Annotated in this window: 14 protein-coding genes; 8 read left to right on the top strand and 6 right to left on the bottom strand. The window is 62.7% G+C overall.

The annotated features are described in order from the left end of the window. Nucleotides 1-15: 15 nt before the first annotated feature. Together GGR38_RS05065 and GGR38_RS05060 are read right to left on the bottom strand one after the other, a co-directional pair. Entirely contained in the window at nucleotides 16-1,146 is a 1,131-nt protein-coding gene (locus tag GGR38_RS05065; protein WP_183623333.1) for an alkaline phosphatase, read from the bottom strand. A 172-nt stretch (nucleotides 1,147-1,318) separates the two neighbouring features. After that, nucleotides 1,319-2,098 carry a TIM barrel protein gene (locus GGR38_RS05060; protein ID WP_183623331.1) on the bottom strand — a complete coding sequence of 260 codons (780 nt, stop codon included), beginning with the start codon at nucleotides 2,096-2,098 and terminating at the stop codon, nucleotides 1,319-1,321. Nucleotides 2,099-2,667: 569 nt separating this feature from the next. On the opposite strand from GGR38_RS05060, the gene GGR38_RS05055 reads away from it, so the two are divergent. From GGR38_RS05055 to dld, 6 genes are all read left to right on the top strand, one after another. After that, nucleotides 2,668-3,873, top strand: coding sequence for an MFS transporter (locus GGR38_RS05055; protein WP_183623329.1), 1,206 nt, complete (start codon nucleotides 2,668-2,670; stop codon nucleotides 3,871-3,873). Nucleotides 3,874-3,891: 18 nt separating this feature from the next. Continuing rightward, on the top strand, nucleotides 3,892-4,554 hold the full coding sequence (locus GGR38_RS05050; RefSeq protein ID WP_183623327.1) for a TetR/AcrR family transcriptional regulator: 663 nt from the start codon (nucleotides 3,892-3,894) through the stop codon (nucleotides 4,552-4,554). A 65-nt stretch (nucleotides 4,555-4,619) separates the two neighbouring features. Then, nucleotides 4,620-5,474 (top strand): fumarylacetoacetate hydrolase family protein, encoded by an 855-nt coding sequence (locus tag GGR38_RS05045; RefSeq protein WP_183623325.1) that lies wholly within the window; start codon nucleotides 4,620-4,622, stop codon nucleotides 5,472-5,474. Continuing rightward, entirely contained in the window at nucleotides 5,474-6,214 is a 741-nt protein-coding gene (locus GGR38_RS05040) for an SDR family oxidoreductase (RefSeq protein ID WP_343058987.1), read from the top strand. The genes GGR38_RS05045 and GGR38_RS05040 overlap by 1 nt, the downstream gene beginning before the upstream one ends. Beyond that, nucleotides 6,211-6,990 carry an SDR family oxidoreductase gene (locus GGR38_RS05035; RefSeq protein WP_183623323.1) on the top strand — a complete coding sequence of 260 codons (780 nt, stop codon included), beginning with the start codon at nucleotides 6,211-6,213 and terminating at the stop codon, nucleotides 6,988-6,990. Before GGR38_RS05040 ends, GGR38_RS05035 begins: the two co-directional genes overlap by 4 nt. Nucleotides 6,991-7,003: 13 nt before the next feature. Next, nucleotides 7,004-8,695: a D-lactate dehydrogenase gene (gene dld, locus GGR38_RS05030; RefSeq protein ID WP_221227008.1), complete on the top strand. Its 1,692-nt coding sequence runs from the start codon at nucleotides 7,004-7,006 to the stop codon at nucleotides 8,693-8,695. 9 nt (nucleotides 8,696-8,704) lie between these two features. Here the strand turns inward: dld and GGR38_RS05025 are convergent, their stop codons facing one another. From GGR38_RS05025 to GGR38_RS05010, 4 genes are all read right to left on the bottom strand, one after another. Further along, nucleotides 8,705-9,310 (bottom strand): TetR/AcrR family transcriptional regulator, encoded by a 606-nt coding sequence (locus GGR38_RS05025; protein ID WP_183623319.1) that lies wholly within the window; start codon nucleotides 9,308-9,310, stop codon nucleotides 8,705-8,707. Nucleotides 9,311-9,390: 80 nt separating this feature from the next. After that, nucleotides 9,391-9,795, bottom strand: a complete 405-nt coding sequence (locus GGR38_RS05020; RefSeq protein ID WP_172340381.1) for a C-glycoside deglycosidase beta subunit domain-containing protein — start codon at nucleotides 9,793-9,795, stop codon at nucleotides 9,391-9,393. 21 nt (nucleotides 9,796-9,816) lie between these two features. Continuing rightward, nucleotides 9,817-10,719, bottom strand: coding sequence for a sugar phosphate isomerase/epimerase family protein (locus GGR38_RS05015; protein WP_343058986.1), 903 nt, complete (start codon nucleotides 10,717-10,719; stop codon nucleotides 9,817-9,819). A gap of 33 nt (nucleotides 10,720-10,752) precedes the next feature. Further along, complete coding sequence (locus GGR38_RS05010) at nucleotides 10,753-12,198, bottom strand: MFS transporter (RefSeq protein ID WP_183623317.1); 1,446 nt, start codon at nucleotides 12,196-12,198, stop codon at nucleotides 10,753-10,755. Between the two features lie 294 nt (nucleotides 12,199-12,492). On the opposite strand from GGR38_RS05010, the gene GGR38_RS05005 reads away from it, so the two are divergent. Together GGR38_RS05005 and GGR38_RS05000 are read left to right on the top strand one after the other, a co-directional pair. Further along, nucleotides 12,493-13,710, top strand: a complete 1,218-nt coding sequence (locus GGR38_RS05005; RefSeq protein ID WP_183623315.1) for a Gfo/Idh/MocA family protein — start codon at nucleotides 12,493-12,495, stop codon at nucleotides 13,708-13,710. 33 nt (nucleotides 13,711-13,743) lie between these two features. Continuing rightward, a complete protein-coding gene (locus GGR38_RS05000) occupies nucleotides 13,744-14,727 on the top strand; it encodes a 3-keto-disaccharide hydrolase (protein WP_183623313.1) in 984 nt (327 codons plus the stop codon). The last annotated feature ends 61 nt before the right edge of the window (nucleotides 14,728-14,788 follow it).

The following is a 14,788-nucleotide window of genomic DNA, read 5'->3' as shown; positions in this document are numbered from 1 at the left end:
GCCCGCAACATCGGATCAATTCTCTTTCTTCCACCCCATCGCCGCCAGCATCACATCGAAGAGATGCGTATTGGCCAGAAAGCCATGAACCCGGTTCGCGCCCGGCCCGCTGGCTGCGGCGATGACTTCCTCGCCGGTGTGGGTGTCCTCGACGCTGATGACCGGATTGCTGGCAATGGTCGTGCCCGGCTTGGCGGCGGCTTCGGCATATTGCTGGGCCATCGGCGCGCTTTGTTGCTGCGCCATCGGCGCATGGCGCTTACCGCCGCGCATGCGCAGCCCGAAGCTGTGGTCGGCGGTAAACAGGATCAGCGTGTCCTTGCCCGCAATTGCGCTGATGCGGCGGATCATGTCGTCCATCTCGGCCGCATGGCGCAGGCCCTTTTGCGGGTCATCGGTATGCATGTCCCATTCGACCATCAGGAAATAGCCCTTGGGATTGCGCGAAAGCTGGCGGAGCGTGGCCTCGACCGCCGGGATCGGGGCGAAATCTTCGTCGCGCAGCACCGCCGCCCGGCCCGCGCCGCCCACCAGCGCCGTGTCATGGCCAAAACGATAGCCCGCCTTGGCAAAGGCCTGATCGGGCGTCACGCCATCCTTGGCAAAGGAGGCCACCGCATCGGCCTGCCCCTTGCCGATCAGCACATCGACGCCATCGCCAAAACGAGGCTGGAGCATCTGGCGAAAGATCTGGTCCTTGTCCTTGCGCGAAGGGACATGGGCAAAGGTGGCTGCAGGCGTCGCATCCCAGATCGGCATATTGGTGACCACACCGGTCGACAGCCCGCGCTGCTCGGCATATTCAAGGAAGGTCTTGAGCGGCTTATTGCCGCCATCGGGCGAAGGCAGGGCCGACACCATGCCATTGTTGGTCTTGTTGCCGGTCATGATCGCAGTCATCCCCGCCGCCGAATCCGTCACCCAATTGTTGAGCGACGACGTGTCCGACAGGGCGACATGGGGCATGGATTGAATGAAGAGCGATTGCGGCCGGTCATGCGCCATGATGCCTGCGGCATTGAGCGTGGGAACCCCGCCCGCATCGCCCAGAAACAGGATGACATTGCGCGCCTTTTGCGCCGATGCCGGAACCGCGCCCAGCAATGCGCCCGCCGCCGCCACGACCGCGATGGATCCAAATTTCATCAAAACAACCCCTTTTCAAAATCCTGCCCGAATACAGGCGGTTGGCGCACGACCACCACCGGATCGGTGAAAGGGGTATGACATATATATTACCATTACAAGACACAAGCATCACCAAAGCCCGGAGCATCGCCCCGCGCGGCAACCCTGGCCCCTCATGACGCCGACAGGGTCACGCGTCGGCGCAGATCCGTTGGATATAGGCCAGAGCATCGGCGGTCGGCGCTCTGGTGGGTTTCAGTTCGAGGCCGATCAGGCCTTTGTATCCCAGCGTTTTCAACAAGGCGAGTTGCGCGGGCCAGTCGATGGTGCCCGAGCCCGGTTCACCCCGGCCGGGAACATCGCCGATCTGGATATGGTCGGTCAGATGGATGACGCGCGGCAATTCTATCGCCGGGTCTTCCCCCTCCACGACCGAGTGATAGAGATCGTAGATCAGCCTGACGCGCGGCGAGGAGATCATCTCCACGACGCAGGCGCTGTCCTGTGTTGTCGAACACAGGACCCCGGGATGGTCATGGCGCGTATTGGCCGATTCCAGATAAATCGTGACGCCGAGTTCCTCCGCGATCGGCAGCAGCCGCACCAGCGCATCAGCGAAAATGCGAAGCTGGACCGGACGAGTCAGCCATGGAACCCCGCGTCCCGATGTCACCACCACATTGCGGCAACCCAAAAAGAGCGCATCTTGTGCCGCCTTGCGGAAGATGTCGCAAAAGCCATCATGCGTTTGCGGATCGACCAACTGGGTTACATAGTCTGCGACAGTGCTGACAAGCTGCACAGCATTGCGCTCCAACGCGTCGCGAATTGCGGGCAGATCGCGCCCCTTCAGCAGGAACAGTTCGACGTATCGGAACCCGGCGGCGGCGGCGGCGTCAATTCTCTGCTCGATTGTTTCACCGGCATCCTGGAATGCATACTCAAGATTGACTGAAATTTCGAAGGACATGCTCTATCTCACTTGGAGGCGGATGTTAAAAAAGCCGAGTTCAGGGCATACCCAAAGCGCTCACGACGCTCCTTGAGGAGCCCAACAATTTGGGCTTGGGCGCAACCTCTTGTCTTGGCACCGAAAATGTTTCGCGCGGCTTCGCCTATTTTAAAAGCGGTGCCCGGCCCCCAACGGCTGCCTGCAGCAGCGCCGCGCCCGATGAACGACTTCTCCCGGAATCGTGGACTTGGCCGCGCACAAGCCCTTTCGAAGCAATCCAGATCGGCAAAAGGCCGCTTTATATAAACAGTGTTTAGTTTGCACCTGACGACCGGTCAAGCCCTATTTCCCGGCCCCACCGCATAAACAGCCGTTGAATTTGAAGGATCACGGGCAAGGCCACACCACAGTTCGCGGTTTCGAATGTTTCGCGGGTGGGAGCCATTGGAAAAAGCCGCACAAAGAATCGCTTGCCAGTGTGCGCCCGCGTGTTCTAAACATCGTTTAGTTTGAAGTCGGCGGAACAAAGCCGAGCGGGGGGCCAAGCACACGACAATGCAGGCACCCACGCCGCACAGGGAGAGAAGATGAACCCGTTCAGCCGTTTCCTCGCCGGTATGACCCTGCGCCCGCAGGGGCTTACTCTGATCGCGGCCGGTTTTTTGCCGGTGTTCGCCATAGTAACGATGTTTCCCATCGTTGCCGCCATGATCCAGCATTTCAGCAACGATCCCGCTGCGGCCAGCAAAGTGCCCCTGATGGTAACCGCGCCGGGGCTCACCGTGGCGGTGCTCTCGCCCTTTGCCGGGCTGATTGTCGACCGGTTCGGTCGGCGGCGCCTGCTGCTTGTCAGCACGCTGTTGTATGGCGCCTTGGGCAGCGCGCCGTTCCTGCTTGACGACATCAACCAGATATTCGCGACGCGCCTGCTGCTGGGGGCCTGTGAGGCGGGCATTCTCACCATCGTCAACACGCTGATCGCAGACTATTGGGACGACACGGGCCGCAAAAACTGGTTGTTTGTGCAAGGTTTCGTCGGCACATTTTTCGGCTCTGCGGCCATGCTGGCGTCCGGTCTGATCGCGGGCGTGCGATGGAACGGCGGCTTCCTGATTTATCTGGTCGCCTTTCCGATCTTTGCGGCCATGCTGGCGTTCATTTATGAGCCCCAGTCCAAGGATCAACGCGCCCAATCCGCCGCGCGAACCCGCACACCTTTCCCGTGGATCGAGGCCCTTGCGGTGGTGCTGGTCACCTTTTCCGCATCCGCGCTCTACTATATTTTCATCGTCAACGGCAGCATCGCCTTTGCCGAAATCGGCGTGAAAGACTCCGCTGAACTCAGCCGCCTCACCTATATTCCCAGCCTGTTTGTCATGCTTGGCGCGGTGATCTTTCGTATGTTGGCCAAGCGGTCGAATGCCGTCCAGTTGACGGCCTTCCTCCTCTTTCTGGGAACCGGTCTGGTCGGCGTGGGAATGGCCAAGAACTTGCCCTCGATGATTATGGCTGTCACTGTGCAGCAAATCGGCGCCGGTATGGCCGTGCCCACGCTCATCGCCTGGGCGCAGACGAAATTCACCTTTGAACACCGTGGGCGCGGCATGGGCGCGTGGACCAGCGCCTTCTTCATGGGCCAGTTTGCCTCGGCATGGGTCGCCAACAATCTGGCGCAGGCGACAGGCTCCATGCGAGGCGGCTTCCTGATCGCGGGATTGATCGCCGTGGCGTCTTGCGGCGTGGTCGTTCTGTGGGGCCTGCTGGCACGCGGAAAAGCTCGCCTGGCCATTTGAGGGATCACCATGCGGCCCATGCCATCATTCCATGGTGATCCAGAACACCCCGCAGCGGCGGCCAAACTGCCCGAGCAGGACCGCAGCAAGGCCAGCCATGAACGCATGATTGCCGCCACGCGCCAACTGATCGCCCACCATGGCAGCGACGATTTCACGCTGAAGGATGTCGCCCTTGCCGGCAAGGTTTCGGTTGGCTCGATCTATCTGCGCTATCCATCCAAAGACAGGCTGATCCGCACTGTGCTAAGCCTTGAGCTGGACAGGATTGCCGCAGAAGAGGAGCAGATGATCCGAAACGTTCTGAACAAGGCGTTTAATCTGGCTGAGGCGGTCGCGCTGTACATTGAAGGGTATGGGCACCTTCTGGCCGCGAACGCCTTGATCCTGCGTACCGCGATGAACCGCGCCGAACATGATCGGGAACTGTCCGATATCGGCAAGGCTCAGGCGGAACACTCGGTGGCCGCCGCCATGCAGATCTTTCTGGCCTTTCCCGAAGAAATCGGCGGGCCGCGCAAGCGGGCGAAGGCGGACGTCGCCTTCCGCCTGATCTTTGCGGCGCTGGCGCGGGAATTCGGGCTGGGGGCGACGCGCGATTCTGCCCGGTGGATCGATTGGGCCGCGTTTCGGAAAGAATTGGCGCTCGCCTGTCTTGCCTATCTGCAACACGCGCCATGACCATCCGCATGGGGGCGCCACGGCGATCCTCAATCAAGAAATCACGTCTATTTTTGGAGAATTCTATGAAACTGGTACGTTATGGGGCTGTCGGCGCGGAAAAGCCGGGTTTGATTGATGCGCAAGGGCAATTGCGCGACCTTTCGGCCCATGTCGCAGACATCACGCCCGACTGGCTGGCGCCCGACCGTCTGGCCGCGCTGCAGGCGCTTGATGTCGAAGCCTTGCCTGTGGTCGACAGCGCGTCGCGTCTGGGCGCACCGTTTTGCGGCACGCGCCAGTTCATCGCCATCGGCCTCAACTATTCCGACCATGCCGAAGAAGCCGGAATGGCTATCCCGGCCGAACCGATCATGTTCACCAAGGGCGTATCCTGCATTCAGGGCCCCAATGACGACGTGCGCCGTCCGCGCGGATCGGAGAAGATGGACTGGGAAGTCGAACTGGGCATCGTGATCGGCACCCGCGCCGCCTATGTCGACAAGGACAAGGCGCTGGACCATGTGGCGGGCTATGTCGTGTGCGACGACCTGTCCGAGCGCGAATATCAGCTGGAGCGCGGCGGCACATGGGACAAGGGCAAGGGCTGCGACACCTTTGGCCCCGTGGGCCCCTGGCTGGTCACGCGCGACGAGGTGGGCGATGGGCAGAACCTTGGCATGTGGCTGGACGTGAACGGTCAGCGCATGCAGACCGGCAACACCAGCACCATGATCTTCGATTGCGCCACCATCGTCAGCTATGTCAGCCAGTTCATGGTCCTCCTCCCCGGCGACATCATCACGACCGGAACGCCACCGGGCGTGGGCATGGGCATGAAGCCGCCGGTGTTCCTGAAGGAAGGCGATGTGGTGGAATTGGGCATCGAAAAACTGGGCAGCCAGCGCCACACCGTGCGTTCATGGAATGACGGGGTCTGATGGCCATGCAGGGGCGACTGAAGGGCAAGACCTGCCTTGTCACAGGCGGGGCGCAGGGCATCGGCCGCGCCATCGCAGAGCGCTTTGCCGCCGAGGGGGCGCGGGTCATCGCGGCGGATCTGCGCTTTGATGACACGCCCCCCGCCACCGACGGCATTGAACGGCTGCCGCTCAACGTGACGGACGAAGCCGCCGTGGCCGAGGCGGCAGCCGCGCTGGGCGACGTGGGTGTTCTCGTCAATTGTGTGGGGCTGGTGGCGCATGGCACCATTCTGGATGGCGCGATGGAGGATTTCGACCGCAGCATGAGCGTCAATGTACGCTCGATGGCCCTGATGATCCGGGCGTTCCTGCCCGCGATGCTGGCGCGCGACGATGGTTCGATTGTCAATGTCGCCTCGGTGGTTTCCAGCGTGATGGCCGCGCCCAACCGCTTTTCCTATGGCACCAGCAAGGCGGCGGTGATCGGCCTGACCATGTCGGTGGCGCGCGACTTCATCGACCGGGGCATCCGCTGCAACGCGATCAGCCCCGGCACGGTCGAGACCCCTTCGCTGCATCAGCGCTTTGCAGCGACGGGCGATGCGCAAGCCGCAAGGGCCGCCTTCATCGCGCGCCAACCGATGGGGCGCATGGGCCAGGCCGAAGAGATCGCCGCCACCGCCGTCCTGCTGGCCAGTGACGAAGCGCGTTTCATGACCGGCAGCAATCTGGTGATCGACGGAGGAATGAGCCTGTGACACAGCCTGTTTCAGGGCCCCTTGCCATCCTGACCGGAGGCAGCACCGGCATCGGGCATTATCTGGTGGGCGCGCTGGCGCGGGCGGGTTACGCGGTGGCCTTCAGCTATCGCTCCTCGCCCGACGCCGCGCAGGCCAGTGTGCAGGCGCTGGAAGCCCAAGGGCTGACCTCGCTGGCCCTGCCATGCGATGTGGGCATCAAGGCGCAGGTGGAGGCCTTTGTGGCGCAGGCGGTGGCGTGGGCGGGCGCGGTGCCCACACTGCTGGTCAACAATGCGGGCATCCAGACATGGTCGCCCCTGCTCGATCTGGACGAAGAGCGTTGGGATGACGTGATCCGCACCAATCTCAAGGGCTGTTTCCTGCATACCCAGATCGTGGGCCGCCTGATGGCCGATGCCGGTCAAGGCGGCTCGATCATCAACATCGGTTCGGGCTGCAACAAGCTGGCCTTCCCCAACCTTGTCGATTACACCGCATCCAAGGGCGGGATTGAGCAGTTCACCAAGTCAGCGGCGGTGGAACTGGGCCGCTATGGCATCACGGTCAATTGCGTGGCCCCCGGCGCCATCGCCACAGAGCGCACGGCCGAGGAAGCGCCCGATTATGCCGCGACATGGGCGCCCATCACCCCGCTGGGCCGGGTGGGCACGCCCGAGGATCTTCTCGGCGCGGTGCTGTTCTTTGCCGGCGCCGGATCGCGTTTTGTCACCGGCCAGACCCTGTGGGTCGATGGCGGCGTCTTCACCCGCGCCGCGTGGCCCTATGCCCAGTGAGATGAATGGTTTAATGCCCCGGACCCTGCTCGATCAGCTCGCCGCCATCGTCGGCAAACGCCATGTGTTGACACAGGACAGCGCAACCCGGCCCTATGCCACCGGTTATCGCTATGGCACAGGGCCGGTGCTGGCCGTGGTGCGGCCCGCCACCCCGCTGGAGCAATTCCGCGTGTTCGCCGCCTGTGTCGCGGCCGATGTGATTGTGATCGCGCAGGCCGCCAACACGGGCCTTACCGGCGGATCGACGCCCGATGGGCTCTATGATCGCCCGGTTGTCATCATCAACACCATGCGGATCAAGGGCGTCCACCTGCTGGGCGCGGGCGAGCAGGTGGTGTGCCTTGCCGGGGCCACCCTGTTCGAACTGGAGCGTGTGCTGGCCCCCATCGGGCGCGAGCCGCATTCGGTGATCGGCTCTTCCTGCATCGGCGCATCGGTGATCGGGGGCGTGTGCAACAATTCGGGCGGCGCGCTGATCCGGCGCGGCCCTGCCTATACCGAACTGGCGCTTTATGCCCGCGCCACGGCGGACGGGCGGGTGGAACTGATCAACCATCTGGGCATCGATCTGGGTGTGGATGCCGAAACGATGCTGGGCGCGGTAGCACAGGGCCGGTTCGCGGCGGTGGCGGCCCCGGGCGCGGCCTCCACGCCCGATTATGCCGAGCGGGTGCGGGCGGTCGATGCCCCTTCCCCCGCCCGCTTCAACGCCGATGCCACGCGCCTGTTCGAAGCATCGGGCTGCGCGGGCAAGCTGATGGTGCTGGCCGTGCGGCTCGACACATTCCCCAAGGATCAGCGCACCGCCACCTTCTATATCGGCACGAATGATCCGGCCGAACTGGATATGCTGCGGCGGCGGGCGCTGGGCGAATTGCGGCATTTGCCGGTCTCGGGCGAATACATCCACCGCGAGGCGTTCGATGTCGCGGCCACCTATGGCAAGGACGTGTTCGTCGCCATCGAACGGTTCGGTACGGACCGCCTGCCGCTGTTCTTCGCGCTGAAAAACCGGCTGGACCGGCTGGGAGACAGGCTGCGGTGGCTGCCCGACCATGTTTCCGATCGGGTCTTGCAGGCCGTCAGCCGACTGTTGCCGCAACATCTGCCGCCGCGCATGCGCCAGTGGCGCGACCGCTTCGAACATCACCTGATCCTCAAGGTCGCCGATGAGGGGATCGAAGAGGCGCGCGTCTTGCTCGCATCGCTGTTTCCCAGCGCCCATGGCGATCTGTTCGAATGTACGCCGGCGGAGGCGCAAAAGGCGTTTCTGCATCGCTTTGCCGTGGCGGGCGCGGCCTTGCGCTATCGCGCCATGCACGCCCCGGCGGTGGGCGAGATCATCGCGCTGGACGTTGCGCTGCGCCGCAATGAACGCGACTGGTGCGAACAATTGCCCCCCGACATGGCCGCCTGCATCGACAAGTCGCTCTATTACGGGCATTTCTTCTGCCACGTCTTTCATCAGGATTACGTGCTGAAACCCGGCGTCGACCCCATCGCGTTGGAGCATCGCATGTGGCACCTGCTGGATGAACGCGGAGCGCGTTATCCGGCGGAACACAATGTCGGGCATCTCTATCAGGCCGGGCCGGAGCTGGCCGCCCATTATCGGGCTCTGGACCCCGGCAACCGGCTGAACCCCGGCATCGGCCACACCAGCCGACAGCGGCACTGGGGCAATCAGGAAGGTTGTTGTTAGTGTCCTTGCTCAATCGCCGATCGTGCTGCGGGCGGCGCGTTCAAGCACCCAATCGGAAATGTCGTCAATGGTGGCCTTGCCATTCTCGAACGGCCTGATGATGCCCTTGTTGATCATCGACACCAGACCATAAATCGACGTCCACAAGGTGATATTGCGCAGGTCGGCTTCCTTGTCGCTGATATCGGGCAGGAATTGCCGGATGACGGCCACCCCTTTGGCGTGGCTGATTTCCTGATAGTGATGCAATGCAGGATCGATCTGGGGCCGGGTCAGCTCGCTCTCATACATCAGTTCGATCAGGTAGGGGTTTTCCAAGGCGAAGCGGACAAAGCGCGATGCTCCGGCCTTGATCATCTCCACCGGCGAAAGCTCGGTTTCCTGCGGCTCGATGACCTGATTGAGCAACCGTTCGAAACCGTCGATCGCCACAGCCAGAAGGATCGCCCGCCGATCGGCAAAGTGATGATAGGCGGCGCCCGGCGATACGCTTGCCAACTGGGCCAGCGTGCGCATGGAAAGCTCATGGTGGCCGTGCTTCTGCACAAAGTCCCGCCCTGCCTCAAACAGATCCCGTTTCAGATTTTCACGGTGATAGGGCTTCTTTTCCGCCATGATGTCTTTCCTGCGATATGCCGGTTCCCTTAGCAGCAAATCGAACCGGGGCCAGCCAGAATTGACCGGCCCCTGACCCGTCAGGGCAGCACGATGGTGGCCAGACGCTCGCCATGCACCGGCAAAGGTTGCAGATGCGGCGGGAAATAGGGCGAGCGCACCAGAGCCGCCACCTTGACATGATGAATGCCGGGCAGCAGCCCGCCCGGCTTGGGCACCAGCACGCTGGCATGTTCGCCCATCGCCCAGCGCACCGTGGTGGCATCGCGCATGGCGGCAAGGTCATACACCGTGCCGCCCAGGATCAGGCTGGTGACTTCGTGACTGAAGAACTCGCCGTCGAGCGTAACGTCGATACCGTCCAGCAGCGAGAGGCGCATGCCGCGATAATTGGGCAGGCGCAGGCGCACTTCAACGCCGTCGCGCGCGCCCTCGGGTCCATGGTTGCGAAAACCGGTGCTTTGGATCAATTGGAATTCATACATGATGGTCATCCTGAAGGGGGATTAGGCGGGCACGGCGTCGCAGGCAGCCTCAAGTCGGCGCAGCAGCACATGCTGGCGGCGCACCTGGTCGATCGCCACCCACGGCTCGCGCACGCCCTCATATTCGCTCGACAGATAGCCGGTGTAGCCAATGCGCTTGAGCACCGGCATCACCTTTTCCCACGGGATATTCTCATCATGGAGGTTGTCGTCGATGTGGTGGAACTTGGCCTGAATAAAGGCGATGTAGGGCGCGATGCCCACCAGTTCCTCCGGGTTCACCTTCATGCCGTTGATCAGCTTGGCATGGTCGCTGTCGCCTTCGGGCACTTCATGCACCCAGCTTTTCAACGGACGATCCTGAAAAATCCCGGTGTCGATCAGCAAGGCGAAGTTCTTGGTGCCGGTGCGTTCGATGAAATCGATATAGCCATGGACGACCGGATGGTTGATGGGCGTGGGCGAGTGGATTTCAGGGCAGATCACGATGTTCAGCTTGTGCGCCAGATCCAGCACGCGCTCGACCGCAGGCGCCCAGATCGGGTCCGGCACCAGATCGGCGGAGATCACGCCGAATTTGGGCCGCAAAAACTTGAAGCCCAACTGATGCGCCAGCGTCAGGTCGCGGGTAAGTTCTGCCGCCCCTTCCTCGACCGACAGCGACTGGCCAAGGCGCAGCTTGGTGTCCACCCACGAGCACATGTTGGTCGGCTCCAGCCCGGTACGGTCCAGCAGGCCGAACCAGCGGTCCAGCCATGCCTTGTCCGGCGTGGGATAGCCCGTGACATGGGTTTCGCCCAGGATCTCGATACCCGTGGCGCCCGTGTCGGCAATATGGTCAAAGCCTTCCTCGATCGACATGACGCTGCCGAAATCCTCGGTAAAGCTGTAAAGAGACACGCCGTATTTGAAGCGATCCTCCACCTGAAACTCTCCTTTTCTTCAATGGTTTGATGTTCAACCCGCCTGGCGCGGGAAAATTTCCTTGGGCAGCCGCGCAGCCCAGAACAGGCACAGCGCCAGCAGGGCGAGCATCACGGCAAGCGCTGCGGCCTCGCCGCGCCCGTTTTCGGCAAACCGGAGATAGGCCGAGCCGACCAAGGCAATGCCCAGCGCCCCGCCCATCTGCTGGACAGTCTTGATGATGCCGCTGGCCGATCCGGCCTGTTGTCGTTCGACCCGCGCCACCGAAACCGCGCCCAAAGGCCCCGAAACCAGCCCCATGCCCACACCGGCCAGCAGGAGAACCGGAATGAGCAGCACCGGCCGCACAGCGCCAAGAGCCATCCACCCCAGAATGCCCATGCACCCCGCGCCCATGATGATGGCCCCAACGATCAGCACCAGACGGCCATATTGCGCGAGAAACCGGCGCACCAGAAAGGCCATGGCAAACATCACCCCGGCGCTGAACGGCACGTGCAACAGGCCGGTCTGCAGCGCGGAAAAGCCCAGGTCGCGTTGCAGCGCATAGGCGAACACGAAAAGAAAACCCGTGTTGGCGGCCGAAAAGCCCAGTGAAATCAGGACGCCCAGACGAAAAGTGTCGTTGGCGAACATGCCCGGCTCGATCACGGTGGCCTGCCCTTTGCGCTGACGGCGGCGTTGATGGATCAGCCCTGCCCCGGCCAAACCCAGCGCGGCCAGCCACCACGCCACCATCGCCGCATCAAAACCATGGCGCTTTTCCTGAATCATCGGAAAAAGAAAGGCGAACAGGCCCGCGCCAAACAGCACCGTGCCGACAAGGTCGATCCTGCGATCCGGGTGACGCTCGGCCCGCGGCAGCAGGGCAATCCCAGCCAGCACCGCCAACAAGCCGATCGGCACATTCAGCAGGAACACCGCCCGCCACCCCAGCCCGAACAGGTTCAGCGCGATCAACACCCCGCCCAGCAAAGGCCCGACGATGGCCGACAGGCCGCCCACCACGCCAAACCACGCGATCCGCCCGATGCGCTCCACCGGATCATAGAGCAACTGGATCATGGTCATCACCTGAGGCGCCATCATCGCACCGGTCATGCCCTGCAGCGCCCGCGCCGCGATCAGATGGTCCGGTGTTGCGGCAAGACCGCAGAGCAGCGACGAAGCTGTAAACCCGCCCACGCCCAGCAGGAACATGCGCCGCCCGCCAAACAGATCGCCCAGCCGCCCGCCCAGAATCAACAGCACGGCAAAGCTGAGCGAATAGGCCGCGATCACCCATTGCGACTGAGCAGAACCGGCCCGCAGGTCATGTTCAATGGCGGGCAGCACCGTGTTGACGATGGTGAGGTCGATGATTTCCAGCGCCAGAGCGGCCAGCAGCGTAAAGAACGCCAGCGACTTTTGCCGCGCCGACAGTTCCGCCGCCGCCTCGCCATGACGATGCAAGGATATCGACAGTGGGGCAGACGCCACTGGGCTCTTCATGATGACAAACCTCAACCTTCGGGCAAATCGCGGGAGACGCCCTTACCGACGCGCCCCGCAGTTCGGGCCAAGCTATGGATGGAGCAGCGCCCTTTAATCTGACCACTGTTTAGATTAAAGGGCGAGCGATGTCAAATGCGCGCAGGGGAGGCCGACAGGCGCGGCTTCTCCCTTGCGTTGCGGCGCCATCCCTCCCTGTTCGATCGCCAGACACAGTTTCGCCATTGACAGTGAAACGAATTTATTTAAACGTTGTTTAGATAACGATACGGGAGAGAAATTATGGCTATCGATCCGGTCTGCATCGGCGTGATCGGTGCAGGCGATATCAGTCCGGTGTATCTGGGCGCCATTGCGCGCTCCTCGGTCGTGACGCTGCGCAAAATCGCCACCCGCAACCGCGACAAGGCCCAGGCCATCGCCGCGCCCTATGGCGCCACCGGGTCCGGCGTGGCGCAATTGCTGGCCGATGACGCGATCGAGCTGGTCGTCAACCTGACCCCCGGCAGCGCGCATGAAGAAATCAACCGCGCCGCGATCGAGGCGGGCAAGCATGTCTATTCCGAAAAGCCCTTCGCCCTGTCGCGCAAAATGGCAGAGGAACTGGCCGAACGGGCCGAGGCGCGCGGCGTCCTGATCGGATCGGCCCCCGACACATTCTATGGCAGCGCTCATCAGGCCGCGCGCCGTGCGCTGGACGGCGGCGCCATCGGCGGCCCGGTGTTCGGCACATCGCTGCTGGGCCTGCCGGGGCTGGAACATTTCCACCCCAATCCGGCGGCCTTCTATCAACCCGGCGGCGAGCCGCCGTTTGATGTCGGCCCCTACTATATCACGATGTGGCTGCATCTGCTGGGGCCGGTGCGCCGCGTGTTCGCCGCATCGGGCAGCGGGCAGGCAGAGCGCACCATCCGGCGTGGTCCGCTGGCGGGAACCTCCTTTACCGTCGAGGTCGACACCACCTTTAATGCCACGCTGGAATTTGAAACCGGCTTCGTCAATCTGACCATGTCGCTCGATGTGGTGGCGCCGATCCAGCGGCCGGGCGAACTCTATGGCGCGCAGGGCATTCTCTCGCTGGCCGACCCGATCTTTTTCAGCGGCGAGCCATCGCTGCTCCGCCCCGGCGAAGGGCGCTCCGCCCTGCCCGGCCATGACCTGCCCTTTTCCCAACCCAATCGCCTGAACCACGCGGGCCAGCCCGTGGCCGATTACCGCGGCGTCGGGCTGACCGATCTCGTCCTTGCGCTGCGCCATGGCCGCCAGCACCGTACCGCACCCGACTTCATCGTCCATGCGGTCGAGGTGATGGAAGCCATCGCGCAATCGGCCCGTATCGGCCAAGCGATCACCATGCAGACCCGGTGCCGCCGCCCGGACCCGATTGATCCGGTGGCCGATGCCGATCTGATCGCGCTGACGCCATCGCCCTTCGATCTGGCCGATGCGGTGGATCAGCCAAAGCCACATCTGGCCCCGCTGGACGCCGATGCGTCCTGATCGCCCCTCTTTTGATCCAATTGGAGATATTTGATGCTTTTTCGCAAGGCACTGCTGGGCTGCACTTTGCTGACGGCCCCCCTTACCCCCGCCTATGCCCAGGAGGGGCCGCCCGATGGCTCCACCCCCGAGCAGAAAGCGGCCATCGCGGCTGATCCGGCCTATCAGCCGATGCACCTGACGCTGACCAACCTGCCCAAGGCCGGAAAACCCGTCCCGCTGTTCAATGGTCGCGATCTGTCGGGCTGGGACAGTTGGCTGGGCTATACCGTGCCCGCCACCACTTATGGCACGCCCAGCAGCGAGCCCATCGGCCTCAACCATGATACCTATGGCGTCTTCAAGGTCGTGAAGGAGGACGGCGCCCCGGCGATCTATTCCAGCGGCAAGCTGTTCGGCGGCCTGATCACCAAACAGCCCTATCGCAATTACCATCTGCGCCTACAGTTCAAATGGGGCCCCGGCCATTGGATGCCCATGCCGCGCAACAATGGCGTGGTCTATCATTCGCATGGCAACTATGGCGCGTTCTTCGGCACATGGATGTCCGGCGTGGAATTCGAGATCGTGCCCCATTCGGTGGGCATGTTGCTGACGGTGGGCGATGCCAAGGGCACGCATTCCTTCACCACGGTGGACTGGCGCGTGGGGGCCAAGGTGGAGGTGGCGCATGATCCCGCCATCATCTATCCCGGCCGCCGCTATATGCCGGGGGGCAAGCTGGCGCCGGTGCAGTTCCCCGCCTATAATGTGGATGCGGGCACCGATGCCGAAAAGCCGTTGGGCCAATGGAACACGCTCGACCTCTATGTCTATGGCGACAATTCGATCCATGTGGTCAATGGGGTGCCGGTGATGGCGGCCAACGCGCTGACCACCAAGGATGAGAAGACCGGCAAGGTGATCCCGCTGACGGCAGGACGCATCCAGTTGCAATCGGAAGGCGCGGAAACCTATTTCCGCAACATCACCCTGCAACCCATCGACCATCTGCCCACGATCACGCGCAAGCCGTGACTTGAACACAATAAAAACCGGCGGATCCCAACGGGGTCCGCCGGTTTTTATCTGTCCGGAT

The organism is Novosphingobium sediminicola, from assembly GCF_014196525.1.
Taxonomy (GTDB): domain Bacteria; phylum Pseudomonadota; class Alphaproteobacteria; order Sphingomonadales; family Sphingomonadaceae; genus Novosphingobium; species Novosphingobium sediminicola.
This window is presented reverse-complemented; position numbering and strand designations above follow the sequence as displayed.

Bases quoted from the DNA above. Each gene is read 5' to 3' on its own strand.
- GGR38_RS05065 (WP_183623333.1), bottom strand. From the start codon at position 1,146: ATGAAATTTGGATCCATCGCGGTCGTGGCGGCGGCGGGCGCATTGCTG.
- GGR38_RS05060 (WP_183623331.1), bottom strand. From the start codon at position 2,098: ATGTCCTTCGAAATTTCAGTCAATCTTGAGTATGCATTCCAGGATGCC.
- GGR38_RS05055 (WP_183623329.1), top strand. From the start codon at position 2,668: ATGAACCCGTTCAGCCGTTTCCTCGCCGGTATGACCCTGCGCCCGCAG.
- GGR38_RS05050 (WP_183623327.1), top strand. From the start codon at position 3,892: ATGCCATCATTCCATGGTGATCCAGAACACCCCGCAGCGGCGGCCAAA.
- GGR38_RS05045 (WP_183623325.1), top strand. From the start codon at position 4,620: ATGAAACTGGTACGTTATGGGGCTGTCGGCGCGGAAAAGCCGGGTTTG.
- GGR38_RS05040 (WP_343058987.1), top strand. From the start codon at position 5,474: ATGGCCATGCAGGGGCGACTGAAGGGCAAGACCTGCCTTGTCACAGGC.
- dld (WP_221227008.1), top strand. From the start codon at position 7,004: ATGCCCCGGACCCTGCTCGATCAGCTCGCCGCCATCGTCGGCAAACGC.
- GGR38_RS05025 (WP_183623319.1), bottom strand. From the start codon at position 9,310: ATGGCGGAAAAGAAGCCCTATCACCGTGAAAATCTGAAACGGGATCTG.
- GGR38_RS05020 (WP_172340381.1), bottom strand. From the start codon at position 9,795: ATGTATGAATTCCAATTGATCCAAAGCACCGGTTTTCGCAACCATGGA.
- GGR38_RS05005 (WP_183623315.1), top strand. From the start codon at position 12,493: ATGGCTATCGATCCGGTCTGCATCGGCGTGATCGGTGCAGGCGATATC.
- GGR38_RS05000 (WP_183623313.1), top strand. From the start codon at position 13,744: ATGCTTTTTCGCAAGGCACTGCTGGGCTGCACTTTGCTGACGGCCCCC.